Consider the following 26,231-nt stretch of genomic DNA (forward strand, 5'->3'; position numbering starts at 1 on the left):
ACACTTCTCAGAGCGGCTGAACTCGCGACGCCAACCAACCTGGTTTCCAAGCCCCGAAGATGAGGTGGGCTGGCTCGCCACTGCCGAGCGGCCGACGGTCAGACTCTCGATGACGCTGCGACGAAAGCCCGCAGGTCGTTGTTGAGCTGCACGCTGGCTTCAGGATCCGTATACATCATGTGCCCGCTGCCGTACGTGCGACGGTGCAGGCGGTCGGCGGGCAGGTCGTTCTGGCTGATGAGGTGCTCGACCATGCCCACAGTGGTCAGCGAGTCGTAGAGACCGGTACCTATGAGCAGGTGTGCCGTGGGGTTGGCCTTCAGGTAGCCGCTCAGGCTCGCGGCGTAGTCGAAGGTGCCGAAGGGGGACGGGTGGGTGCCCAGGCGCGGGTTGGGGTAGGCGGGATCCTGCCACACCCAGCCACGGGCAGCCTGGGGGTCCATCGGCTGGTAGGAGTGCTCCTCGACCTGGAGTTCCTCCCGGTAGTAGCGGGCTGCGGCAGCCGTGAGTCCTGGTGCGATGGCGGCCGTTGCGGGGTCCGCGACCGACTCGGCGCGACGGCTGTCCGAGGCCGTCAGCGTGTAGCGTGCGTCGTTGCTACCCAGGACGGTCTGCTGGTCCTGCAGCAGGAGTTGGCGGAAGTCATCGGTGTGAATGCGCAGCCGGGACCGGAGTAGGTAGTCCGTAGGGATGCCGATGAGTTCACTGAGCCGCTGGGCCACCGCATGGCGCTCTGCCTGTTCGAGGGAACTGCCCTGGACCAGGGCTGACAGATAGGTGGTTGTGGCGTACTCATGCGCGACCTGCGTGACGTCATCGGCCGTCTCGGCGGTGAGCTTTGACCGTCCGTGATACCAGGCGGTGGCGGCCATGAACGGGAGCGCGGCGATTGTTCCCATCACGTTCGTGGGTCGCTGCGTGGTCTCTTGGAGGTTGAGTGCCTGGCCCAGCAGCACGATCCCGTTGACGGCGATGCTCGTGGTCTGGTTGAACAACGTCCGGGCGACCAGTGGCGCGCGAATGGTTCCGTAGCTTTCCCCGAGCAGGTACTTGGGTGAGTGCAGACGCCCTGCGTCGAGCAGCCAGTTGGTGATGACACCGGCGAAGCAGGCGGCGTCCCCGTCCACGCTGTACACGCTCGCGGGCCCGTCGGTGGTGTCACTTCCGCCGTACCCGGTGTTGATGGCGTCGATGAAGACGAGATCGGCGGCGTCGAGGAGGGAATGCGGGTTCGGCTCCACGGTGAAGGGGGCCAGCGGGCCTGCGGACAGATCGGTGGGGAACGTGGCACGCCGGGGCCCCAGCCCGCCGAGATGTAGCGGCGTGGAGGAGCTGCCGGGGCCGCCGTTGAAGGCGAACACGACGGGACGGGCGCTTTGCGCATTGCCGTCCTGGACGTCGCGCAGGTACGTCGTAGCGGAGCACGAACCGACGTGTTTCCCGGACGCGTCGACAGCAGGGAAGGTGCGTACAGTCACGCTGAACTCGGTGGTTTCATCGTCGACGACGAATGAGTGACGGCTTGTTACCGCTTCCAAGGGAACCGACTCCTGTTCTCGTGGGTGGCCCTGACCACGCGGGCGCAGTGGAGGCATGCAAGCTGGAGGCATGCAGGGCGGTCGAGGGAGCGATCGGCACGTACTCCACGCCGACTCAGGGCTGCGGCGCGGCAGGATCGCCCCGCTACTGCGCGACGCCGAACCCTGCCTCGTCCAGGGCGACTTGGCGGGGCACGTGCGGCCTCTCGGCCGGCCAGGAATTCCCGGACCGCCGTCGCAGCCTGATCCCTGGAGGGCCAGAAAACTCGGTCACCGTCGCACAGCCACCCGCCAGAAGTCAACGGATAGTCGAATGCGTCGACGCCTTGTTGAAAGAGGGAAGCGTGAGGCCGGGGTCAACCGGCGCTGGCCGACTTGCCCGACCCTTGGTCACCGGAGATCTCGTTGAGGTAGTTGTAGATCGTGTAGCGGCTGACGCCCAGCCGCTCCGCGATCACGTCCACCGCCTCCCTGATGGCGAAGAAGCCGCGCTGTTCCAGGTCACGCACGACCTCCAGTTTGTGACTCTTCTTCATCAGGTGTGCTGGTACGCCCACCGCGTCGATGGCCTGACGGATGATTCCGTCGGCCAGGTCGTCGACAGTTGAGGGGAACGTCTCCCTGGGGGCGCCCGCGGAGCGCGCCGACTGCGGGTCGTGGAAAGCCGTCAAAGAGTCCAGGACCTCCTTCGCCCGCTCGAGCTCGTGGATGTCGGAGTTGATGCACAGGCAGGCGACCGGCTTGCCCGCCGGCGTACGGAAGAACATGCTCGCCGAGCGCAGCACCAGACCATCAGCGGTCTCGGTGCGGTAGTTGACCATGTCCTCGGGGTTGTCCGACCGGAAGGTGAGCAGGCCCAGGTCGGTTGGCGGCCCTCCGATCTCCCGGCCGGTGACATCACCCGAAATGGCGACGATCGTGTTCGGCATGCGCGTGAGGTCGTGCAGGACCACCTCGGTGCGCGGCTGGAGCGCCCGCGCCAGTACGGGAACGACGGGCGCCACGATCTCGACCACCCGCGCGGCATGGGCGCGCTGGCTCAGCGTGAACGTCATACCCCCGCCGACCGGCGCGTCCTGCTGTGCTTGCCTCTGACGGGTTCGACGTGAATTGGCAGTCATTCCACAGAGTGTGGCAGCGGTGACGGGGAGACGACAATGCGGCCACGTCGAGAATCTTCGTGGAAAAACCTGGTTACGCAGGGGTTCCGCTGACGCAATTTCAATGCAACATGGTGTTGATGACATCAACCCCGCGTTGAAACTTCCACTGTGCTTCACGCTTCTGACCTGAAACGAGGTACCCCAGATGTTCCTCGCCTGTGCTCCGAGAGGGGGAGGGCCTTGATCGGGGTCTACATCCTCAGACGGCTGGCGGCCGGCGTCGTGCTCCTGGTGACGCTGAGCTTCCTCGTGTTCTGCCTGCTGAATCTGAGCCCCGGAACGCCGCTGCAGGCACTCCTAGGAACACGGGAGGCCTCGCCGGAACTGATCACCTCGCTCAACGCGCAATACCACCTGAACGATCCCTTCCTGGTGCAGTACGGGCGGTGGATGGCCGACGTGTGCACGCTCGACCTCGGACAGTCGATCACGGTCCAGAGCGAAGCCCCGGTGGGGCACGTGCTGGCAGAGCGGGTGGGCCTGACACTGCAGCTGGGCGGCTATGCGATGGTGCTGATCCTCCTCGTCGGCCTGCCCCTGGGAATGCTGGCCGGCATCCGCCGGGGCCGTCGCGCCGACCGAGCCATCTCGATGGGGGCGACGCTGGCCATCAGCGCTCCCGCCTTCGTCCTCGCAATCGTTCTGCTCTACGTCTTCGGAGTCGCCCTCAAGTGGTTCCCGGTCTACGGAACCGGGACCGGGTTCGCCGAGCGGGTCGCCCACCTCACGCTGCCCGCTGCCACACTGGCCACGGTCCTCACGGGCATCCTCGTGCGGCAGACCCGCGCCGCGATGCTGACGGCCATGTCCCAGGACTATGTCACCTTCGCCCGGCTTCGAGGCCTCAGCCCCCTACGCGTCCTCGTGCGCTATGCCCTGCGCAATGCGGCGCTGCCCGTCGTCACCAGCCTGGGACTCATCCTTATCGCCGCGCTGTCCTCCACCGTCTTCATCGAGCGGGTCTTCTCGCTGCCCGGACTCGGCACGCTGCTGCTCTCCGCGGTGACCGACAACGATGTTCCTCTCGTCCAGGGCTCGGTGCTCGTCCTCGGGGCCGCGGTCATCCTGATCAACCTGGCCGTCGACCTGTTCACTCTGGCCCTTGATCCCCGAACGCGCTTCGCCGTGAAGGACGGTGCGTGATGACTGAACTGGCAACTGCTCCGAACACAAAGGAACTCGGACAGCCCGGCCCCGCTGAGAAGCGGCGCCGTACACGCCTCCCGGCCTTGATCTGGCTGGCCGGGGCCGTAGCCGCCGTGATCGTCGCGCTCATGCTGATCGGGACCTGGATCACCCCCTTCGACCCGACGCGCCAGGATCTGATGAACACCGCAGCCGGACCGGGGGGCGGCCACGTACTGGGCACGGACAGCCTTGGCCGAGACGTCCTGTCACTCCTGCTGGCCGGCGCCCGCACCGCAGTCATCGGACCGCTCCTCGTCGCGACCGGGACCGCGTTCCTCGGCGCGTCACTCGGCATGGTTGCCGGCTGGAGAGGCGGTTTCGTGGACTCGTTCATGAGCCGGGTCGCCGACCTCATGTACGCGTTGCCGGGCCTGCTGGTCATCATCATCGTTGTCGGCGTCCTCGACGGGGGCTACTGGCTCGCCGTCGTCGTACTCACCGTGTTGTCCATTCCCACCGCATTTCGCATGACACGCAGCGTGGCAGCAGCCCAGGCACGCATGCCCTACATCGAGGCCGCCCGGACGCTGGGACTGCCCGTCCCGCGCATCTTGCTCCGCCACATCCTTCCGAACATCTTTCCCACGGTTCTGGCGACCTTCTTGCTGGACTTCGTCGCCGTCCTCATCGCCTTGTCGGGACTGTCATTCCTCGGCCTGGGCGCGCCTCCCGGCACTCCGGACTGGGGAACTCTGCTCCAGGACGGACAGAGCATGCTCACCGTCAACCCCTGGGTGTCCCTCGCGCCTGCCCTGCTCATCCTCTCGACCGCCATCAGCGTCACCCTCCTAGGAGACTGGATGTACGACCGCTACTCCACACGAGGATCCCAGCGGTGATCGGCACGCAGCATGCCCCTGCCGCGCTGCTGTCCGTCCGCGATCTGCGCGTGCGCACCGGCCTGGGCCGAATCCTGGTCAGCGGCACTACCTTTGACCTGCGAGCCGGCGAAGTGCTGGGCATCGTCGGGGAGTCGGGCAGCGGCAAGACGCTCACCGCCCGCGCTGTAGTCCGCGGGCTGGCCGACGGCGTGGTGGCCGACGGCGACGTCACCTTCGACGGCATCCCACTGCTGGAGACCAAAGAGCGCGAACTGCGCGCCCACCGCGGCTCACGCATCGCCATGGTGCTGCAGGACCCGTTCACAGCACTCAACCCTTTGCAGAGCGTGCGCGAGCACCTGCGAGAATCGCTCCGCCCAGAGATTCGCAAGAACAGGGCCGAGGCTCGCTCCGAGGTGGCCCGCCGACTTGCCGAAGTGGGCCTCGGACCAGAGGTCGCCGACCGCTACCCGTTCCAGCTTTCCGGTGGGATGCGCCAACGCGTGGCCATCGCTGCGGCGCTGGCGCAGGATCCTGAGCTGCTCGTTGCGGATGAGCCGACCACTGCGCTGGACGCCACGACCCAGGCCCAAGTCCTGGAGCTTCTGCGCACACTCCAGCGCGACCGGGGCATGGCCCTGATCCTGATCACTCATGATCTGCGCGTCGCGTTCTCCGTCTGCGACCGGATCATGGTCATGTACGCAGGCAGCGTCCTGGAGCACGCGCCGACCGGGCGCATGGTGCAGCGCCCCCTGCATCCCTATTCGCTCGGTCTGATGCTGGCGGAACCCTCCGTCACCCACTTTCAGAAGCAACTCAACTCGGTTCCCGGGAACGTGCCGTCGGCGGATTCAGTCGCCCACACCTGCGTCTTCGCCGACCGATGTCAGTGGCGGCAGGAGGAGTGCACCACCGCAGCCCCTCCGTTGGTGGGAGTGGAGTCGTCCCACGGGGCTGCCGTGCATCTGTCCGCATGCATCCGGGTGGACGATCTCCGCGACGAGATGCGTGCCGCCCTCAGCAGCCGAGCAGGCCTGGACGACGAGCCGCCCAGGCCTGAACTCGGCACGTCGTTGCTCAAGGTCACCGGAGTGAGCAAGACCTTCAAAACGGCCTCCCTGGCGGGCCGGCGCAAGGAGAACGTTGCGCTGCAGGAGGTCTCGTTCGAGGTCGCTCGAGGCGAGTCGCTGGGGCTCCTGGGCGAGACGGGTTCCGGCAAGACCACCACGGCTCGGTGCGTTCTCGGGCTCTCCACACCGACGTCGGGCCGTATCGAGCTCGACGAGTTCGACATAAGCGACTACCGGCGGCTGTCGCGCGACCAACGTGCCCAGGTACGCCGTCGCGTGCAGGTCGTCTTCCAGGACCCCTACGCCTCGCTGAATCCTTCGATGACTGTCGGACGCGCCCTCGGCGAAGCGATCGCGGCCGGGGGCCCGGCAGCCGCCGGAGCTTCGGGCTCGGTCGCCGAACTCCTGGACCTCGTCGGTCTCCCCCAGCCATACGCGGCGCGGCGTCCGGGTGCACTGTCGGGCGGTGAGCGACAACGTGTCGCGATCGCCCGAGCACTGGCCGTACACCCGAAACTGCTGATCTGCGACGAGCCGGTGGCCGCCCTCGACGTCTCCGTCCAGGCGCAGATCCTCGAGTTGCTGCGAGATGTCCGCGAACGCTACGGCACGAGCATGCTCTTCATCACGCACGATCTGTCGGTGGTGCGTCAGATGACCGACAGGACCATCGTGCTGAAAGACGGAGTGATCGTCGAGGCCGGGACCACCGCGGACCTCCTGGACTCACCGCAACACCCCTACACGCAAAGCCTGGTCGCATCGGTCCCGGGCGCCGGAGCTCTCCGCGCCCGTACCGCGCCCGGAGGGCTCACGGCCTGACAGGCACTCCTCCCCCGCAATCCGACCGACCTCCGTCCGCGGAGCTTCCTGCACCGGAACGCGGCGCTGCCTCTTGGAAGGACACCTCGTGAAGACGTTCCCAGCACGATCACGCCGTACAGCCCATGCTCTCGTCGGCGGCACCCTCCTGCTCAGCCTGACCGCAACCGCTTGCGCCGGCGGCGGGACCGACAGCAACAGCCCGACTGCCAAGCTCAGCGACAAAGACATTCCCGCCTTCACCTTCGCCCTCTACTCACAGCCACCCGGCTACGACAAGGCCACCAGCACCCAGCCGGTGACGACAGGCAGCTTCATGTCCCTGGTCACCGAGCCGCTCGAACGCACCTCGCCGTCAGGAGCCTTCACCCCTGCTCTTGCTGAGAAGGTCACCCAGCCCGACCCAACAACCATCGTCTACCAGCTGCGTTCGGGGGTGAAGTTCTCCAATGGCGCGCCGCTCACCGCCGAGGACGTCGCCTGGAGCATCACACACACCGCGACCCCGCCGGCCCAGACGACGACCAGCGTGCAGAGCTTCAAGAGCGCGAGGGTCACCGGCGATCACCAAGTGACCGTGAAGTTGAAAGAAGCGGCACCCAACGCCCGGGCAGGCCTTGCGGGTGCGGTCCTGATCCAGGAGAAGAAGTTCGCCACAGCCCACAAGTCCAAGCTCGGCACCAGTGAGGAGATCCCGGTGGGAACCGGACCGTACACGGTCACCTCTGCCAGCGCGTCCGGCATCACGCTCGCCCGGAGGAACACGTACTGGGGGTCCATGCCGAAGGCCAAGAAGATCAACATCCAGGTGATCCCCGAGGACAACAGCGCTCAACTCGCGATGCGGTCGGGCGAGGTCAACCTGCGCCAGCTGACCAACGTGAAGACCACCCCCCAATGGCGCGCCGTGCCCGGCACCACGGTGTACTCCGCACCATCCAGTGCGCTCAACTTTTTGACGATGGACGTGACCAAGGCTCCCTTCAACGACGTCCACGTCCGCAGGGCCATCGCCCACGCGGTCGACATATCCGGCTTGGTGAAGGGCGCCTGGGGCGGCGAGGCAACCCCGCACAAGGGCTTCCTTCCCGCGCAGAACCTGGCCGGCGTGGCAGGCGGCAAGAACAATGCCCAGAAGTTTCTCGACGCGCTGCCCGCCTACGATTTCGACTTGAAGAAGGCCAAGGCGGAATTGTCCAGGTCGAAGCACAAGGACGGGTTCAGCACCACCGTCAACTACTTGGACTCCGTACCGGCCACCAAGGTGCTGGCCCTGTCACTCCAGCAGAATCTCAAGACGGTCGGCATCGATGTCCAGGTCAAATCCACCACTCTGAACGCCTGGTCCGCCAAATTCTTCCAGCACAAGCTCTCCGGGCTGAATCTCGCGTTCGGATTCTCGACTTCGGCCCCCGACCCCTCCTCCATGCTCAGCCAGGTGGTGGGCAAGGACAACATCGGCCCGCAGAAGCTCAATATCGCGAACTTCACGACGCCCGAGGTCGAGAAGGCACTGCCGGTGGTCGCGTCTGCAGGCGCCGATACCCCGCGGTGGAAGGCCAGCCAGACGCTGCTGACCCAGATCGCCGAGCAGACACCGTATGTGCCCCTGCCGTCCGAGAACTTCGTCATGGCGATGGGTAAAGGATTCGCCTCATCGACTGGAAAGATCACGACTGAGGACTTCTTCGACGGCAGTTGGGCGCTGCATCTCCGCGCCACCCAGGCCCAGTGAGCCCCGCACCGCCATGTCATCCACGGCCGACTGCCCGGCCTGCCAGCCCGCTGAACGAGACGCTACAAGGAGGCAGCGCGATGCCCCCCATCGACAACCAGAACACGCAGCATGATGCGCTCAAACGGTCTGTCCGCCTCATCGACCTCATCATGCTGGGCGCGGGCACGGCGATCGGCGCCTCGGTCTTCACCGTGCTCGGCCCGGCCACCTCCGTCAGCGGATCAGGCATCCTCATCGCCACCGTCCTGGCAGCCGTCCCGATGGCCGTGTTCGGCATCGTCTACGCCTTCATGTCCTCCACGGCGCCGAAGACGGGGGCCTCCTACGCATGGCAACACGCCTTCGTACACCCGCTGATGGGCTTCGTCGTCGCATGGCTCCGCATCCTGGGCAGCGGCGCGATCATGGTGCTTCTGGCCCGGGTCTTGGTCGAGTACCTGGGCATGGTGTGGCCCGGCCTGCCGGCCGCGCCCGTCATGCTCGGACTGTTCATCGCCGTCTTCACGCTGAACTACTTCGGAGTCTCCATCGCAGCGCGGGCCCAGACCGTACTGATGCTGCTACTTCTGGCCGTCTTCGCGGTATTCGTCGGCGTCAGCACACCACAGATCAGCATCGACACGATCGGGCCGGTCTTCGAAGGCTGGGGCCCCATCCTTGCGGCGCTTCCGTTGCTCATCAATCTGTTCCTCGGGATCGAGACCGCAACAGAAGTCGGCGAAGAAGTCGAGAACGCTGAGCGGAACGTGCCCGTGGGCCTGGTCCTCGCCCTGCTCCTGACTTTGGTCGTCTACCTGTCCATCGTCGTGACATCGCTAGGGGTGGCCGGGCCGAAGGAACTCGCCACCAGCGACGTGCCCCTGCTGACCGCAGCCGAACACACCCTGGGCAACTGGGCAACACCACTGATCGTCAGTGCTGCCGCACTGGCCCTCGTCAAGTCGCTCAACGCCGCCTTCCTGGTGTTCACACGCTTCCTGTTCGCCATGGGCCGCAACAGGGACCTTCCCCACTTCATGGCACGCGTGCATCCCCGCTGGGGGACACCGCACGTAGCGACCGTAGTGGCCTTCTGCTTCGCGTCGCTGGGACTGCTGCTGTCGAAGGAGATCCTCCCGCTCCTGCTCGCCGTCAATATCCCGACGATGATGAAGTACTTCGGTACCTGCCTGGCCGGACTCAACGTGGTGCGCTTGCACCCCGACGTGTACGCGCGGGCCAGACTCCGCTTCCGCAAAGCGTGGATCACCACGGCGGCCGTCGCCGGCATGGCCGCCGCGGTCATCATCACTGCACTGGGCTGGGCCACGGACTGGCGGCCCTACGCCCTGTGTGGGGCATGGACAGTAGTTGGCCTGCTCTATTGGTGGCTGCGCCGACGGCGCTCGGGCAACTGGACGGGCCCCGCGAACGCTGTTGGTACGCCGGCGTCTGAGGGGGCTTCCTGATGGCTACCGGTAAGCGCCCGTCTCGACGACGGGCCAGAACACCGCTGGCGCACACATCGAGGGCCGACACATGACGTCATCCACGGACTCCTACCAGCGGTTTGTGCGAACGGCCTTTCCGGAGAAGCCGCCCGGGTCCTATTTGGACACCGCCTCCATCGGCCTGGTGCCCATGGCTGTGCGGACCGCAGTGGCCGAGTGTTACGAGGCCTTGGGCGCGGGAGTGCGCGGGATGCAGCACACGCGGGCAGGTGTGGAACAGACCCGAGCGCTTCTGGCGCAGGAGTTCGGCTGCCGAGCGGACGACCTCACATTCGCATCGTCCACTGGCGAAGCCATCAACACCGTCGCCCGCGCCATCACCTGGCGCGAGGGCGACGAAGTCCTGGTCCTCGCGGATGAGTTCCCCACCACACAGCTCCCCTGGAGCCGACTGCCGGGCGTTCGCCTGGTTACGACGAAACCCGCTGCCCACGACGACCGTCTCGGTGCGCTCCTTGGTGCGATCGGCCCCCGAACTCGGCTCGTCGCGGTCGCCCACGTCAACTCGGTCACCGGTACTCTGATCGACCTCTCTGAACTCGGACAGGCATGCGCCCGGGTCGGAGCGCTGCTGCTGTGTGACGGAGCCCAGTCCGCCGGTGTCCTCCCCGTCGACACGACGGACGTCGACTTCTTCGTGACCACTGGATACAAGTGGCTGCTCGCCGGGTTCGGCATCGCCTTCACCATCACCAAGCCGACCGTGCGCGATCAGCTTTCCCCCACTCTCCTGGGACACGCGAACATGCCGCCCTCGCAGGAGCTGGCTGTCGGAACTCCGAATCTGGGCGGCATCCACGCGCTGGGGGCCGCCGCGCGGCTCCGTCACACCGTCGGTCTGAAGGCCATCACCCATAGGACGCGCACTCTGGCCAACCGCATTCGCGACGAAGCCGCCGCCATCGGCTACCGCATCGCCTCACACGACACGCAAGGGCCGATCGTCAGCCTCTGCCCGCCTGCCGGTTCCACCCCGGAACTCGTCGAGCATCTGGGCCGCCTAGACATCGTCGCCGCGGCACGCGGCGGACACCTGCGCATCTCGCCGTACTTCTACACCGCGGACAGCGAGGTCGGCGAGCTCCTCGACGCGCTGGCCCAGGCATCTCGCATCACGACCTGAAGGGACGACAGTGTCCAAGAAGATCATCCAGAACGGTTCCTCGATCGGCCCTTACTCGCAAGCGGTCGTTGTGGGCAACCACTGCTATGTCGCCGGCACCGGAGGTTTCGTGCCTGGTACCAGCGAGCTCGTCCAGGGCGGAAAGGAGGCCGAAATCCGGCAGACCATGAAGAACCTCGAAGCCGTGATCAACGAAGCTGGCTATCGCATGTCAGACATCGTCACCGTGACCACCTATCTCCGCGACATCGCTGACTGGCCGGCCTTCAACGACATCTACAGCAGCTACTTCGAGCCGGAATCGGCACCGGCGCGCGCCGTCGTCGGTGTGGCCGATCTGCCTGCCGGAGCCAACGTCGAGGTCACCTGTGTTGCCGTCCATCAGGACGCCGCATGATGCCCACCATCGTGCGTACCGAACGGTTCTCCTACTTCGGGGCCGGCGAGCGGTGCGGTGAGCTTGTCGTGACACACCGTCACGACGGCAGCCTCGTCACCGACTTCACGGTGTCCAACAACGGTCGCGGCGCCAAATTGCACGAAGAGCTGGCGCTGGACGAGGAGCAGCTGCCCTGGCGGTGGCTGGTCGAGGGCACTTCACTGATGGGCGGCCCGGTCCACGAGCACTTCACCGGTGACGACGTGTCCCGCCAATGGACGAGCCAGGCGGAGACCGGGCAGGATGCCGGCCCGGCCAAGCTGTACTTGCCTGCGGACACAAGCCCCTACTGCGCCTGGATCGCCGCCCGCGCGGCTCTGGCCAACGGCGGATGTGTCGACGCGCTGCCCCATGGCCGCATCCACGCCGAACTGGTCCACCGCACAGAGCTCCACACCGGCGGGGCCGCGGTGCCGGTCGAGGTCTATTTCGTGCGGGGCCGGGGGCTCACCCCGGAGTACGTCATTGCCGACGCCACCGGCGCCCTGATCGCCTGGCTGGGCATGGGCGCCGACATGTTGGTCCGCGACGACTTCGCCGACCAACTGCCCGCCCTGACGGAGCTGGAGAGCGTCCTCACGCACTCTCACCTGGAGCGGGTGCAAGCCCGCATCCGACACCGCTTCGACGGCCCGGTCCGTATCCGGCGAGTCCGGATCTTCGACCCCGACACCCTGAAGCTCACCGAGCCCATGTCGGTGACGATGTTCCGTGACCGGATCACCGGCGTGGAACTGGACGAGAAGGCCGTGTCCGTCGCCGGTGAAACCGTCATCGACGGAGACGGCGGCACGCTCATCGCGGGACTGCACGACATGCATGCGCATGTGAAGCCGATCGACGGCCTATTCTACCTCGCCGCCGGTGTCACCACGGTCCGGGACATGGGAAACGCCAACGATGTCCTGCTCGCGCTGACCACGAACTGGGACACGGGCCTCACACCCGGCCCCCGCGTGGTGCGCTCCGGCTTCATCGAAGGGCGCAGCCCGCACTCCGCGCTGTTCGGCTTCATCCCCAACACCCTTGAGGAAGCCCTGGACGCAGTGCGCTGGTACGCGGCCCGCGGTTACCACCAGATCAAGCTCTACAACTCCATGAACCCGGACTGGGTACCGGCACTGACCGCCGAGGCTCATCGCCTCGGTCTGCGCGCCGTCGGACACATCCCGGCGTTCACTACACCGGACCGCATGATCGAGTCGGGCTACGACGAAGTCACACACGTCAATCAGCTGATGCTCGGCTGGCTCCTGGAAGAGGGCGCGGACACCCGCACCCCGCTCCGCCTCACCGCCATGGCCCGCGCCAAGGACCTGGACCTCGACTCCGAACCGGTGTGGCACACACTGGAGTTGATGCGGGAGCGGGGCATCGGCCTCGATCCCACGGCAGTCATCGTCGAACGGCTCATGCTCAGCCGGGCCCGCACGGTCCTGCCTGCCGACGCCCCATTCCTGAGCCACATGCCGATCGGCTACCAACGTCAACGCAAGCGTACTTACGTCCCGTTCGACAGCGAGGACGACCTTCGCGCGTACGACGAGTCGTTCCCCATGGTCTTGAAAGTCCTCAAGCTGCTGCACGATCAGGGCATCCCCTTGTGGCCCGGGACCGACGACTCGACCGGCTTCACCGTCCACCGTGAACTCGAGCTCTATGCCAAGGCCGGCATCCCGACGGCGGACGTGCTGCGCATCGCCACCCGTGACTGCGCCGCCCATCTCGGCCTGGGCCACAGCCACGGCAGCATCGACACCGGCAAGAACGCCTCTTTTCTGCTGCTGGACGGCGACCCGCTGCAGGACATCAGCGTCGTCCGCAATATCCGCATGGTCGTCAAGGACGGCGACGTCTACTACCCGCACGACATCTATACCGAGCTCGGGATCGTGCCCTTCAACAGCCCGCCCGCGACGACTTCCCAGGAGCGCACCGCATGACACAGTCCGCACGCCGCACGATCAAGGCGGGATCCGGCGAGCTCACCTATCAGGCCCAGGTGGAAGAGTTCACCGTCGACGACAGCAACGGGCAGCCTGCAGCCCGAATCGTATGCACCACCTACCTGCGTACGGAAGACGCCATCGAGCGCGATGAGCGGCCCGTGCTCTTCGCCTTCAACGGAGGCCCCGGTTCCTCGTCGGTCTGGCTCCACTTGGGCATAGGCCCGAGACGCGTCGCCGACGCCGATTCCCTCACCCCTCGCAGCACGCCTCCGTACACGCTCGTCGACAACAACGAGACGGTCCTGGACGCGGCCGACCTCGTCTTCATCGACCCACCCGGAACCGGTTACAGCCGGGTACTGAGCCCGGATCAGGAGACGGACTTCTACTGCACCGACGGCGACGCACGGGCCATGATCCGCCTCATATCTGCCTGGTGTCGCAAGCACCGCCGCGAGAACTCGCCCCGTTTCCTTCTGGGCGAGAGCTACGGAACCACCCGCGCGGCGGCCATGGCCCGAATGCTTCCCGGCGGCCCCTTCAGCACCGGCAGTCTCGGCACGACGGCACTGAGCGGCGTCATCCTCCTCGCGGCCGCCTTCCGCAACCCGGTCGGCGACGAGGCTCACGCCGCGACGCTGCCCACCTACGCTGCCACCGCCTGGTACCACGACCGCCTCCCTGAACGCCCTGGGAGCCTCGAAACCCACATGGCGTGGGCTCGCCGATTCGCCCAACAGGACTACCTCCCGGCCCTCTTCGCTGGCACCGGGCTGCCGCAACAGCGCCGGTCCGAGATCGCCCAGACACTTCACCAGCTGACCGGCATCCCTACCGAGACACTGATCCGCCACCAACTGCGGCTCGAACCGCCGCAGTTCGCGCGACTGCTGTTGGCCGACGACGACCGGCAGATTGGCGGGTACGACACCCGGTTTACGCTTCCGATCACGGGGGCTGGGCAGGACCCTGTTGCCGACGACCCCGCGATGGGACAGTACGTCGGGATGTTCAGCGGCGCCCTGGTGCCGTACCTGCGTGACGAACTGGGCGCCGGATACGACACGGACTACCGGCCGATCGAGTGGGCCCGCGTCAACCTCCGCTGGGACCACGGGTCCGGCCCCGGTGTCCCTCCGGCCTCGGACACTCTCGTGCCGGACATCGCCGCGGCCCTGCGCCGGGACCCCCAATTCAGGGTGCTGTTCTGCCAGGGCTACTACGACCTGGTCACCACCTTCGGCGCGCTCGAACACGCTGTTACCCGTATGCCCCTGGATGAGAAGCGCGTTCAGGTGCAGTACTACGAATCCGGCCACATGCCCTACCTCGGCCAGCTGTCGCGCGAACAGATGGCGACCGACATCCGGCGTTTCCTCGCCCGGGACGCAGACGCTTGTGACCTTGAACAGCCGCCCGGTCGGCCGAAGGAGAACCTCTCGTGACCGACACCCTATGGACGGGCCTCGACCAGCTCACCGAGAACCTGGAAATCCTGTACCGGGACCTGCACCGGCATCCCGAGCTGCCCCTCCAGGAACACCGGACCGCCGAACGCGTGGCCCAGACACTGGACATGCTCGGTTACGACGTCACCGAACACGTGGGCGGCACCGGCGTCGTGGGCATCCTCCGCAACGGCGAGGGCCCGGTCGTGATGCTGAGGTCCGAACTCGATGCCCTGCCCGTGCAGGAGAAGACAGGACTGCCCTACGCCTCCACGGCGCGCGCCGTTGGCCCTGACGGGCGGGACACCCCAGTGATGCACGCCTGTGGACACGACATGCACATCACCTGTCTGATCGGCGCTGCGACTCTCCTCGCCCAGGCAACGGACGCCTGGTCCGGAACACTGATGCTGGTCTTCCAGCCCGCCGAGGAACTCGCCTGTGGAGCCCGGGACATGGTCGACGACGGTCTCTTCGATCGGTTCCCGACCCCGGACATCGTCCTCGGCCAGCACATCGTCCCTTACCCCGCCGGGACCATCGCCTATGGATCGGGCACCGTCATGGCGGCCATGGACGCGGCCAACGTCGTACTGCACGGCCGCGGCGGCCACGGCTCCAGCCCGGAGAGCACCATTGACCCGGTCCTGATGGCGGCCCACGTCATCACCCGGCTTCAGGGAATCGTCGCGCGCGAGGTCGCCGCCTCCGAGCGGGCGGTCGTCACCGTAGGACGGCTCCAGGCCGGCACCAAGGACAACATCATCCCGGACACGGCCGAACTCGGCGTGAACGTGCGCAGCTTCTCTGCCGCCACCCGGTCGACGGTCCGCCAGGCCATCGAGCGCATCATCCAGAGTGAAGCCGACGCCAGCGGCGCGCCCAAGCCCCCGGAGGTCGAGTGGACCATCGAGGCACCGGCGACCGAGAACGACCCTGAAGCCACTGCCACCACCATTGCGGCACTGACCGCCCACTTCGGCGACGAGTGCGTCACCGAAGTCCCACCGGTCTCAGCCAGTGAGGACGTTGGGGTCTTCGGCACCGCATGCGGCGCACCCACGGTCTTCTGGTTCCTCGGCTGCCTGGATCCCGCCGACTGCGCGGCAGCCGCACAAGGGGCGGGCCTCAAAAGCCAGTTGACGAACCACTCACCGCACTTCGCCCCGCTCATCCGACCCACCCTGCCCGCCGGTATCCAAGCACTGGTCACGGCAGCCATGACATGGCTCGGGAGGCAATCATCATGAAACGCCCCACGATTCACCTGACCCTGGCCCCCTATCTGACCGCCGGTGAAGCGTCGGGAGTGCGCGTCACCTACACACTGAGCGGATTGCGGTTCGAGACCGGACAAACTCTCTGCAAGCTTCCGGAGCTCCTGTTCGGGATCGACGGAGCCAAAGTCGCTGCCGACGGGATCCACGCTGCAGACGAACTCGGCCCCCTCGCACTCACCCACACCCGAGACGAACCCACTCCGTCCTTTACGATGCGCCGGTGGACCACCCAGCGTTCCACCAAAGGCGACGTCACCGTGGAGTATGCCGCTCCTGTACGCATCGTCGACTTCTCGACTGCCAACGGTCCACTGTTCGATCTGCGAGCCGAGGGCTGCGGTATCAGCGCGGGCGGCCTCGGCTTCCTCGCGCTCCCGGAACAGGACGGGATCTTTGAAACCCAAACGCAGTGGGATCTGCAGGAGTTGCCCGTCGGCGCTCGCGGCGTCAGCAGCCATGGTGAGGGCACCGTGCGGCGCACCACCACGCTGGAGTCGCTGACCTTCACCTTCTACATGGCCGGTGTGCTGCACTCCTACCCTGCGGAACCCGACCCGACCTACGGCGTGTTCTGGCTATCCGAGCCGACATTCGACGCGTCCCTGATAGGGCAGCAAGGCAGGATCCTCTATGAGGAGATGTGTCGGTTCTTCCGTGAACCGGCCCCGGGCTTCCGAATCTTCGTCCGCAAGCATCCCTACCCCGGCCTGGGTGGCAGCCTGCTTCCGGGATCGCGGGGCTACATGTTCGGCTGGGGCGACACCGAGACTCACACCACGGAGGAGCTCACCCGGCTCCTCGCCCACGAGACAGTTCACAACTGGCCGCTGCTGGACGGATTCAGCCACGACCCCAGCCAGGTCAGCTGGTACAACGAGGGCATAGCCGAGTACTACTCGATGTTCATTCCGCACCGCGCCGGGCTGCTCAGCGACGACGACTTCCTGCGCCTGCTCAACAAGCGGGCCAGGGGGTACTACGCAAACCCCCTGCAGTCCCTGTCCTCCGCGGCGGCCGCGGGACTCTACTGGAAGGACTGGCGCGCCCAGCGAGTCCCCTACGGCCGTGGGCTGCTCTATCTCATCGACACCGACCACCGGCTCCGCCAGGCGAGCCAAGGAGCCCGGAGCCTCGACGACGTGGTTCGCACCATCCTGGAGCGCGACCGTGCGGGACAGAGGGTCACTCTGGATGACTGGCTGGAACTCGTAACAGGCGAGATGGGCGAATCGGCGAAGACAGCGTTCGAGGCGATGATGTCGGGCGAGCCGGTTCTCCCGGACCTTGACTGCCTGATGCCGCGCTTTACGGCCATCGAGTCTCCGATCGATGAGTTCGACATCGGCTTCGCCTACTACAGCTTCAAGACCCGCACCGTTTCAGGACTGGTCGAGACGAGCGAGGCCGCGAAGGCGGGAGTGCGCGACGGGGACCTCATCGTGCGCAGCCCAGCGGCGCACACCATCAACGGCGGAGATCTGACCGAAATCGCGTTGACACTTCGACGGGGCGGCAAAGTCCTGGACCTCGCGTACCAGCCGCGGGGCAAGAAGGTGAATGGCCTGCAGTGGACAAAGAGTCCCAACAGCTGAGGATCAACAGGCGGCCACGTTCCGCCCTCCAACTCCAACAGTAGGGACTCGGAGGCCAGTAGATGAGTTGATGCCCGTGATGCTGTCGCCTGGATGTGTGGCTCTGGGGGTATCTCGGCTGGTCCTGGGGCGGGGATCGTTCTGGGCTTCTGGAGTGAGTGAGCGGCAGCCGGTCGAAAGCGACTCATACGACGAGAGTTGGGATCTGATCGAGCCCGTGATCTCGCCATGGAATACCCAACACCCTTCGGCGGGTGGGCATTCGGGGCGATGACTCCAGCCAGCCGCGTCACCAACGTGCCCGACCAGCACACCTAGCGGCTCAGAACCTCTCGGCGACGTGCTTGCCGAGATCGAGTTCGATTCCCTGAGGCTGCTGCAAGCCGCGCTCGAAGAGGCTACGCAGGTGATCCGCGTTCTCCGGACGCATCGACGTGCGCCTGAAGGCGGCCAGAGCGGCTGCGTAGTCCCCCGCTGGGATTGCGGTGGCCGCGTCGACGAACTCCTTCGCACCGGAGACCCCGGCCTTGCTGAAGCCGGCGATGCGGCGGGCGAAGGTGTCGACGAAGTCGTCCAGCTCGCCCTCGGGAAGAACACGGTTGACGTAGCCGTATTCGGCAGCGAGCTGAGCCGGGAAGTCGTCTCCTCCCAGCACGATCTCCATCGCGCGGCCCCGGCCCACCAACTCGGCCAGTCGCCCCATCGGGTTGCCACCGGGTACGGCACCGAAGCCCACCTCGGGCTGCCCCAGGATCGCATTGGTGCCGGCGAAGCGGATGTCCGTGTTCAGGACGAACTCACTTCCTGCTCCTCGGACACGACCCTTGATGGCCGAGATCGTGACAGCCGGGACCCGGCTGAGGCGAAGGAGGCTATCCGGGTAGGGGAGGAGCCCGGTGGGACCCGGCGCCGTGGTGTATACGCGCTCGATCTCGGACAGGAGGTCGAAATGTGCCATGAAGAAGTCAGGGTTGGCACTCTGGAACACCACAACGGTCAGATCGGGGTCCTCCTCCATGCGGGTCACCAAATCGGCCAGCTGCTCGACGGTGTCCGGATCGATGAGGTTGATCGGGCCGTTCTCGAAGGTCACCTTCCAGTAGGACGGCGACACCGCATGTACCTGGAACTGCGAGTGATTGCTCATGGGGACGACCCTAGAGCCTCTGACTTTAAATTTGCAACTTAGCTTGACTTGACTCTGCCCTCTGGCCCCGCTTTCAAGGGAAACCGCGAGTTCGAGGGCGCCGGACTGCCACCGCATCGGTGCCGAGCAGGCGCGTCCGTCGTCCGGCTTGAGCGGATGGTGCCGCGAGTCACGGAGGAGGTGATGCAGGTGGGGTTATTACTGCTGTTCATGGCACAGCCCGAAGGCGCTCGCGCATTCTGCCGCTGCAGCAAGGAGGGGCAGGAGGGGGCCCTCGAGGGCTGTCCGGCTGTCAAGAGAACCATGGACCCAGCGGTGCTCACTGGAGCGCGGCCAGGTTCTCTGTGTACCACCCCACCACGAACCCTGTGGGCCGCTGGCCCCGCAGTTCCGCCTCATCCCGGACACCGCTCCGTTCGGCTGGGCGGGCTCGGGAACTCGTTGGTGGGGATGCCTTCAGTCGGACTGGCTGAGGGATGAACTCTGAGGGTCAGGTGCCGCCATCAGCGACACATCCTCCATGGGAACCTCGCGACCATCGTCATCAAGGAACCCCACATGGACGGCCCGACCCGTGGAGCGGGTCCGCCGGGCAGCGGAGGGACCTGCGGGCCGCGGTCGGTGACGATCACCCCACTGCTGCAGCGCACCCAGGACGGGCTGCAGTTCGAGCCCGGCTGGCGTCAGGTGATAGCTCTGCCGGTGCCTACTGCCGGCCTCTTGGTACGCCAGTGTCCGCAGCACTCCGGCATCGACGAGAACCTTGAGTCGGTCACTGAGCAGGTTCGACGCGATGCCGAGAGCTGACCGAATTTCGGCGAACCGGTGCCTGCCGTAAAGCACCTCCCGCAGCACCAGCAGAGTCCACCGCTCGCCGAGGATCTGCAGGCTCCGCTCCATGGAACAGGCCGGCTCGTCATCCATGGGGCCGGACACGTGCCTTCCTGGCGGCACAGAACTCACCTCCACATCGACGCCGGTTACTCGCTCCGGTGGCCGCATACACCGCGCGGCCTCCACCTTATAGCTGAGTTTACTATTGCCCGCCAGCTGGCACGGACGTCTTCCGGGCGGGAGCAGGCGACTCGGGCAGGTCCCGCCAGCGATGGTCCCGGAAGGGGTTGCCGCTGTCGCGGCTTTCAACATGGTCTCCCGGCCCTCCCGGGGGCGCCGACCCTCTGAACGTGAGCGCACCGCCGGTGTCCCCATGGTGGTGACAGCTTGTCGTGAATGGAGGGGCTGTCGGTGACACCTGTCGTACATCGCATGGTTCGCCTCGGCTTCACGCACCGACCACGACAAACATAGTGAGACCGATTCCGGAGAACGGGCTGCAGATGCGTGCAGGTGGAGCCGTATCCTCATGCCATGGTGACGAGTGTCGATCTGGCCCGGCAGCTGGGTCTTTCGCAGACGACGGTGTCGCGGGCGCTGCGTGGTCATCCCTCAGTGACGGAGAAGACCCGTCGACGCGTGATCGACGCGGCGCAGGCGCTGGGGTACCGGCCCGATGCCGCGGCCCGGATGCTAGTGACGCGTCGGGCGAAGGCGCTCGGCGTGGTCGTGGCCGACCTCAGGAGTCCCCTGTACCCGCCGGCGATCGCGACGATCCAGGAGCGGTCTGCGGCGCGCGGCTATCGGATGGCCCTCATCCGCGACCCCGAGGAAGCGCACGACGCGGACGCCGTGGAGGTCTTGAACGAGGCGATCGTCGACGGGCTGATCTTCATGTCTGCCACGGACGACTCCCCGGGAGTGGCCCGGGTGGCGGCGCGTCACATGCCGATGGTGCTGCTCAGCCGCGACTTCTCGGACCTGCGGGCGGACACCGTCATGAGCGAGGACCGGGCGGGCGGTGCCCTGGTCGCACATCACCTGGGCGAGCTGGGGCACCGCAGGATCGCGATGCTGTCGGTGCCGCGCACGGTGAGCAATGGCCGTGAGCGTGAGGACGGGATGCGGGACGCGCTCCGCGAGCGTGGCCTGGATCTGCCCGAACAGTACGTGCGGCGGGGGCCCATCGATCACGAGAGCGGGCTGGAGATGGCCCGCTCGTTGTTGGCGGTGGAGCCGCGGCCGACCGCGATCTTCTGCTCGACGGACTCCTTCGCGTTCGCGGCGCTCGATGCGGCGTCACAGCTCGGGATCCGGGTGCCTGAGGAGTTGTCCGTGGTCGGGTTCGACGACTCGGAACCGGCCCGGTGGTCGATGATCAACCTCACCACGGTGCACCAGCCGTTCACGGAGATGGCGGCGAAGGCGGTGGACGTGCTCATCGACCGGCTCGAGGGCCGGGCGGACGGCGAGTTCTCCCAGACGGTCTTTCCGGTGCGGCTGATCGAGCGGGGCACGACCGCCGCTCCGGCGTGAACGTACGGAGGATCAGGCGGTGTTGCGTCCGCCGCTCAGGTCGAGGGTCTGTCCCGTGGTGTAGCTGGCCTCCGGTGAGAGCAGCCAGGCCGCGAGCGCGGCGAATTCCTCCGGAGTTCCGACGCGGCCCATCGGTACCCGGGCGAGCAGCGCGGCATTGCGTTCCTCGCTGAGGTCTTCGAGCATGCGGGTCCGCATCATCGAGGGGGCGACGGCGTTGACGGTGATGCCGTCGCGGGCGTACTCCTTGGCCGCGGTCTTCACCAGGGAGATGACAGCGGCCTTCGACGCGGAGTAGGCGGCCTGGTGCGGGTTGCCTTCGCGGCCGGCTATGGAGGACAGGATGGTGACACGTCCGTAGCCGCGTGCACGCATCGCCGGCAGGGCGGCGCCGAGGCCGTGCAGGCAGCCGTCGAGGTTGATGGCGAGGGTGCGCTGCCAGCCGTCCCTGGGTGTCTCGTCGATCGGTGTCTCGGGGCCCTGCACGCCGTGGGCCAGGAGCGCGCCGTCGAGCCGCCCGTGTGTGCGCATGATGTCGGCGACGACCCGGGACCAGGCCTCCGGGTCGGTGACATCAAGGGACAGGCATGCCTCGGGAGAGGAGCCGTCCCCGTCGCCCGCCACGTCCGTGCAGATCACGGTGGCACCTTCACGGGCGAGGCGCCGGCAGGTGGGTGCGGCGAGTCCGCCCGCCGCGCCGGTGACGAGGATGACCTGGTCACGGTAGCGGCCGGGCCAGTAGTCGGCGGTGGGGGCCATGGTGTCGACGAGCTCGGTCATCAGCGGACTCCTGCGGTGTCGGGGGAGGTGAGCAGTGTGGTGGTGGCCCGGTGGAGGGCCTTCAGATACGCGGCGGTGCCTTCGCGCGCGGTCCGGTCGACGCTGGGCACCTCGACGCTGACCGGGACGTCAGGCAGGGCGCGCAGGATCTCGGCCAGCGGGAAAGCGCCCGATCCGGGTGCCAGGCGCTGCGCCCGGGACTCGATCTGCCGCGAGGAACCGTCGACGCTCTGCCCGAGCGGGAGTTCCGTCGGTGTGGGCAGGTCCGGGACCGTGGCCGGGCCGTCGCAGAGCTGGATCACCTCGACGACCCCGGTGGGCAGCGCTTCGAGGTCGGCGACCGTGCCGCCCGCGCGCACGAAGTGCAGGACATCGAGCATGATCCCGGCCCCCGTCCCCTCGGCCAACCGCGCGGCCTTCGCGACCGTGTCGACGCACTGGTAGGAGATCGGTTCGAGGCAGGGACGGATACCGAAGCCGGACGCGTCGGCCGTCAACTCGGCCAGCGAGTCCCGCAGTTGGGACGGGTCGGGGTCTCCCCCGATGACGTTCAGGACGCGCGCGCCGAGTTCCGCCCCGGCCTCCAGCGCGGGCATCCAGTCGGCGCGCCCGCGCACACCGTCGAGGGTGAAGGCCTCGACGTCCAGGACCGAGACACCGGTGCTGCGACAACGCCGGACCGTCTCGGCCGTCATCGGCATCCCGGCCGCGATCGGATAGCGGGCCTCCGTCGGGGTGGCGGGGAAGACCCGCACACCGACCGAGGCGAAGTCCGCCTCGGCGGCCGCGGTGACCAGGGAGGGCGGGTCGAGATGCAGGGCCGACAAGTGAGCGAGCCCGAACGTGACGTCCACGTATTTGAACCACCAATCGAGTGCGGGTATTGACGCCGCGCAGATGACGTTCCTACGCTGCCCAAACCAGAATGACTACGTAGTCATCCCGGTGTCAATGACTTCCTGCCCAGCAGGACGCGACTCTCACGGCCCGTGCAGTGATCGATGGCCGCCCAGGTTTGGAGCAACGATGCCCCACAACAACTCTCACGCAGGGCCTATGGAGACCACAGTGGTCTCCATGGACAGCCCGCACCCCCCTGGTGGTGCCTCACCGCGACGCCGGGCGGCGGCCAGCATGGCCGGTGCCGTGATCGACTGGTACGACTTCTTCCTCTACGGCATCGCCGCCGCGACGATCTTCGGGCCGCAGTACTTCCCTTCGCACGACGAGTTCGTCGGGCTTCTCGCCTCCATGGGCTCGTTCGCCGTCGGATTCGTCTTCAGGCCGCTGGGCGGCGCCATCTTCGGCCACTTCGGTGACCGCATCGGGCGCAGGCAGATGCTGTTCCTCACCGTGCTCATCATGGGTCTGGCCAGCGCCGCGATCGGCGCACTTCCCACCTACGCGGCGATGGGCATCGCAGCCCCCATCTGCCTGGTGCTGCTGCGTGCGATCCAGGGCGTGGCGGTCGGCGGAGAGTGGGGCGGCGCCGCCCTGATGGCCGTGGAAAGCGCCCCGCCAGGGAAGAAGAACTTCCTCGCCAGCGGCGTCCAGGTCGGCTCCTTCATCGGCCTGCTGCTCGGCACCGCCGTCTTCTCCCTGATGCAGGCGCTCACCACACAGGCCCAGTTCGAGTCCTGGGGCTGGCGCATCCCCTTCCTGATCAGCCTCGTCTTCGCCGTCGCCGGCCTCCTCATCCGCACGGGCGTGGCGGAGTCCACCGAGTTCGCCGAGGCCAAGGAGAAGCGGGAGCGGGCCAAGGCGCCGCTCTGGGTGGCGCTGAAGACCTCGCCCCTGCGGATCCTCGCGGTGATCGGCATGCGCCTCGTCGACCAGGGCTGCTTCTACATCGCCTTCACCTTCTCCCTCGTCTACGTGGAGAACTACACCGACCACCCGACGAGCACGGTGCTGACCGCGTCCATGATCGCTCTGGTTCTCGCCTCACTCCTCACCCCCGTCTACGGCAAGCTCGCCGACCGGGTGGGAGTCCGCTGGTTCTACGTCGCTGGCCCCCTCTGCGCCGCCGCGGCCGCGGTCCCGTTCTTCCTGTCCCTGCGCTCGGGCTCCCTGGTGCTGATGACACTGGCCTTCTTCGCCCTGATCAACCTCGGGCACAACATCTCCACCGCGGTGCAACAGACCTGGTTCACCGGCATGTTCGACATCTCCGTGCGCTACAGCGGCGCCGGATTCGGCTACGCCCTGGCCGGCGCGGTCGGCGGCTTCATCCCGCTGGTCGCCACCGCTCTCGCCGGACACGACGGCGACTGGCTCGGCGTGGCCCTGCTCTTGGCAGGACTCGCCCTCGCCGCCCTGGTCACCGGCCTGTTCGCCTACCGATGGACGTCCGCGGCCGCCACGGACCAACGGCACGAGCCCGTATGACCCACCCGAGAAGGTGACGTCGACCCGACCGGCGGCAGATCAGCACGCGAGCAAGCAATACGCCGGGACAACACACCGGCGGAAAGAGAGACCCCATGAGTGCCCAAGCCACCACCACGTCCAGTCACGGGCAGGCGGCAGCAAGGGAGTTGGACTGCGACCTGTTGGTGATCGGGTCGGGCGCCGGCGGCCTGTCGGCCGCGGTCACCGCCGCCTGGCACGGCCTGAAGGTGGTCGTGGTCGAGAAGGACCCGGTCTGTGGCGGCGCCACCGCCTGGTCCGGCGGCTGGATGTGGACACCGCGCCACCCATTGGCCCAGGCCGAGGGCTTCGTCGAGGACATCGACCAGCCGCGTACCTACCTCAAGAACGTCCTGGGCAAGGAATTCGACGAGACACGGGTGAACGCCTTCCTCGAGGCCGCTCCCCACATGGTCGGCTTCTTCCACGACCACACCAGCCTGCGCTTCGTCAACGGCGCCAAGATCGCCGACATCCAGGCGTGGCAGCCCGGTGCGAGCGCCGGCGGCCGTCAGGTGGGACCCGAGCCGATCAACGCCCGCCGCCTGAGCAAGTCCTTGCGCCGCAAACTGCGCCCGCAGATGTACGAGACCTCGTTCCTCGGCATGGGCATCATGGCCGGCCCGGACCTGCAGCACTTCCTGCACGCCACCACCTCGGTCAAGGGCTTCCTCCACGCCGCCCGGCGCGTCGCCCTCCACACACTGGACCTCGTCACGCATCGGCGCGGTATGCACCTGGTCAACGGGCCGGCGCTCGTGGCCCGACTGGCGAAGTCCGCCGAGGACCTGGGCGTGAAGCTCTATGTCAACGCCCCCGCCACACGCCTGCTCACCGAACGCGGCAAGGTCAACGGAGCCGTGGTCTCCACCCCGCGGGGCGACGTCACCATCCGCGCCCGCCGTGGCACGGTCCTGGCCACCGGCGGCTTCCCGCACGACGACGAGCGGCGCCGCGCCCTCTTCCCCAAGGGCACCGGCGTGGACCACCAGGCCTTGGCCCCCGCCGCCACCACCGGCGACGGCATTCGCCTCGCCGAGGCGGTCGGCGGAGTCCTCGACACCACCGGCGCCTCCCCCGCCGCCTGGTGCCCGGTCTCCCCCGTCAAGCTTCCGAACGGCCGTACCGGCAGGTTCCCCCACATCGTCGACCGCGGAAAGCCCGGACTTCTCGCGGTGATGCGCGACGGCCGACGCTTCGTCAACGAAGCGAACGGCTACTACGACTACGTCACCGCCATGATCGACGCCACTCCGCAGGGAGAAGAAGTGGTCTCCTGGCTCATCTGCGACCACCAGTTCCAGCGCCGCTACCCCTTCGGCATGGCCAAGCCGTTCCCGGTCCCGCAGTGGCCCTACCTGCGCAGCGGATACATGACGCGCGGACGCACCCTGGAGGAACTCGCGCAGACCTGCGGCATCGACCCGGTCCAACTCCGGTGCACCGTCGACGAGTTCAACCAGCACGCACGCCAGGGAGAGGACCCCGAGTTCCAGCGGGGCACCACCCCCTTCAACCGCGGCTCCGGTGACTACGCGCACGGCCCCAACCCGTCCCTGGCTCCACTGGAGAAGGGCCCCTTCTACGCGATCAAGGTGCTGCCCGGCAGCTTCGGAACCTTCGCCGGCCTGAACACCGACGACCGGGCGCGGGTGCTGAACGCGACCGGCGAGGCGATCCCCGGCCTGTACGCGGCGGGTTGCGACCAGGCCAACGTGATGGGTGGTCACTACCCGTCCGGTGGCATCAACATCGGCCCCGCCATGACCTTCGGCTACGTCGCCGCCCGTCACGCCGCCAACGCCACCGCGTACGAGACCGGGTCGCGCCCCCGCTGAGCGCTGCCGGTCAGGCGCTCCTC

General features: G+C 67.1%; 20 protein-coding genes. 14 read left to right on the forward strand and 6 right to left on the reverse strand.

Annotated elements, in window-relative coordinates; all coding sequences use genetic code 11:
* Positions 1-98: 98 nt before the first annotated feature.
* Both OG574_RS49270 and OG574_RS49275 read right to left on the reverse strand, forming a co-directional pair.
* On the reverse strand, positions 99-1,478 hold the full coding sequence (locus OG574_RS49270) for a S10 family serine carboxypeptidase-like protein (protein WP_326778917.1): 1,380 nt from the start codon (positions 1,476-1,478) through the stop codon (positions 99-101).
* Between the two features lie 416 nt (positions 1,479-1,894).
* The gene (locus OG574_RS49275; protein WP_326778918.1) at positions 1,895-2,659 is read right to left on the reverse strand and encodes a helix-turn-helix transcriptional regulator; all 765 of its coding nucleotides are present in this window, start codon (positions 2,657-2,659) and stop codon (positions 1,895-1,897) included.
* Between the two features lie 222 nt (positions 2,660-2,881).
* On the opposite strand from OG574_RS49275, the gene OG574_RS49280 reads away from it, so the two are divergent.
* From OG574_RS49280 to OG574_RS49330, 11 genes are all read left to right on the forward strand, one after another.
* Positions 2,882-3,844, forward strand: a complete 963-nt coding sequence (locus OG574_RS49280; RefSeq protein WP_326778919.1) for an ABC transporter permease — start codon at positions 2,882-2,884, stop codon at positions 3,842-3,844.
* Complete coding sequence (locus OG574_RS49285; RefSeq protein ID WP_326778920.1) at positions 3,844-4,728, forward strand: ABC transporter permease; 885 nt, start codon at positions 3,844-3,846, stop codon at positions 4,726-4,728. The genes OG574_RS49280 and OG574_RS49285 overlap by 1 nt, the downstream gene beginning before the upstream one ends.
* Complete coding sequence (locus OG574_RS49290; protein ID WP_326778921.1) at positions 4,725-6,605, forward strand: ABC transporter ATP-binding protein; 1,881 nt, start codon at positions 4,725-4,727, stop codon at positions 6,603-6,605. Before OG574_RS49285 ends, OG574_RS49290 begins: the two co-directional genes overlap by 4 nt.
* 88 nt (positions 6,606-6,693) lie before the next feature.
* A complete protein-coding gene (locus tag OG574_RS49295; RefSeq protein ID WP_326778922.1) occupies positions 6,694-8,340 on the forward strand; it encodes an ABC transporter substrate-binding protein in 1,647 nt (548 codons plus the stop codon).
* Positions 8,341-8,420: 80 nt separating this feature from the next.
* Positions 8,421-9,791: an APC family permease gene (locus OG574_RS49300; RefSeq protein WP_326778923.1), complete on the forward strand. Its 1,371-nt coding sequence runs from the start codon at positions 8,421-8,423 to the stop codon at positions 9,789-9,791.
* 70 nt (positions 9,792-9,861) lie between these two features.
* A complete protein-coding gene (locus OG574_RS49305) occupies positions 9,862-10,956 on the forward strand; it encodes an aminotransferase class V-fold PLP-dependent enzyme (RefSeq protein ID WP_326778924.1) in 1,095 nt (364 codons plus the stop codon).
* A gap of 10 nt (positions 10,957-10,966) precedes the next feature.
* Positions 10,967-11,353 (forward strand): RidA family protein, encoded by a 387-nt coding sequence (locus OG574_RS49310; RefSeq protein WP_326778925.1) that lies wholly within the window; start codon positions 10,967-10,969, stop codon positions 11,351-11,353.
* Positions 11,350-13,338 carry an amidohydrolase family protein gene (locus tag OG574_RS49315; RefSeq protein ID WP_326778926.1) on the forward strand — a complete coding sequence of 663 codons (1,989 nt, stop codon included), beginning with the start codon at positions 11,350-11,352 and terminating at the stop codon, positions 13,336-13,338. Before OG574_RS49310 ends, OG574_RS49315 begins: the two co-directional genes overlap by 4 nt.
* Positions 13,335-14,789, forward strand: coding sequence for a S10 family peptidase (locus OG574_RS49320; protein WP_326778927.1), 1,455 nt, complete (start codon positions 13,335-13,337; stop codon positions 14,787-14,789). Before OG574_RS49315 ends, OG574_RS49320 begins: the two co-directional genes overlap by 4 nt.
* Complete coding sequence (locus OG574_RS49325; protein WP_326778928.1) at positions 14,786-16,042, forward strand: amidohydrolase; 1,257 nt, start codon at positions 14,786-14,788, stop codon at positions 16,040-16,042. Before OG574_RS49320 ends, OG574_RS49325 begins: the two co-directional genes overlap by 4 nt.
* Positions 16,039-17,664 (forward strand): M61 family metallopeptidase, encoded by a 1,626-nt coding sequence (locus tag OG574_RS49330; RefSeq protein ID WP_326778929.1) that lies wholly within the window; start codon positions 16,039-16,041, stop codon positions 17,662-17,664. Before OG574_RS49325 ends, OG574_RS49330 begins: the two co-directional genes overlap by 4 nt.
* Positions 17,665-17,986: 322 nt before the next feature.
* On the opposite strand, the gene OG574_RS49335 is transcribed toward OG574_RS49330, so the two are convergent.
* Positions 17,987-18,811 (reverse strand): enoyl-CoA hydratase/isomerase family protein, encoded by an 825-nt coding sequence (locus OG574_RS49335; protein WP_326778930.1) that lies wholly within the window; start codon positions 18,809-18,811, stop codon positions 17,987-17,989.
* 456 nt (positions 18,812-19,267) lie between these two features.
* Complete coding sequence (locus tag OG574_RS49340; protein WP_442816971.1) at positions 19,268-19,735, reverse strand: winged helix-turn-helix transcriptional regulator; 468 nt, start codon at positions 19,733-19,735, stop codon at positions 19,268-19,270.
* Positions 19,736-20,179: 444 nt separating this feature from the next.
* Between OG574_RS49340 and OG574_RS49345 the strand changes: the two genes are divergently transcribed.
* On the forward strand, positions 20,180-21,181 hold the full coding sequence (locus OG574_RS49345) for a LacI family DNA-binding transcriptional regulator (RefSeq protein WP_326778932.1): 1,002 nt from the start codon (positions 20,180-20,182) through the stop codon (positions 21,179-21,181).
* Between the two features lie 12 nt (positions 21,182-21,193).
* Here the strand turns inward: OG574_RS49345 and OG574_RS49350 are convergent, their stop codons facing one another.
* Positions 21,194-21,961, reverse strand: a complete 768-nt coding sequence (locus tag OG574_RS49350) for an SDR family NAD(P)-dependent oxidoreductase (RefSeq protein ID WP_326778933.1) — start codon at positions 21,959-21,961, stop codon at positions 21,194-21,196.
* Positions 21,961-22,815 (reverse strand): sugar phosphate isomerase/epimerase family protein, encoded by an 855-nt coding sequence (locus OG574_RS49355; RefSeq protein WP_326778934.1) that lies wholly within the window; start codon positions 22,813-22,815, stop codon positions 21,961-21,963. Before OG574_RS49355 ends, OG574_RS49350 begins: the two co-directional genes overlap by 1 nt.
* 202 nt (positions 22,816-23,017) lie before the next feature.
* Here OG574_RS49355 and OG574_RS49360 point away from each other — a divergent pair, with 202 nt between their 5' ends.
* Positions 23,018-24,349, forward strand: a complete 1,332-nt coding sequence (locus OG574_RS49360) for an MFS transporter (RefSeq protein ID WP_326778935.1) — start codon at positions 23,018-23,020, stop codon at positions 24,347-24,349.
* 95 nt (positions 24,350-24,444) lie between these two features.
* A complete protein-coding gene (locus OG574_RS49365; protein ID WP_326778936.1) occupies positions 24,445-26,208 on the forward strand; it encodes an FAD-dependent oxidoreductase in 1,764 nt (587 codons plus the stop codon).
* Positions 26,209-26,231 lie beyond the last annotated feature (23 nt).

The sequence above is a fragment of the Streptomyces sp. NBC_01445 genome (assembly GCF_035918235.1).
In the GTDB taxonomy this organism is placed as follows: Bacteria; Actinomycetota; Actinomycetes; order Streptomycetales; family Streptomycetaceae; genus Streptomyces.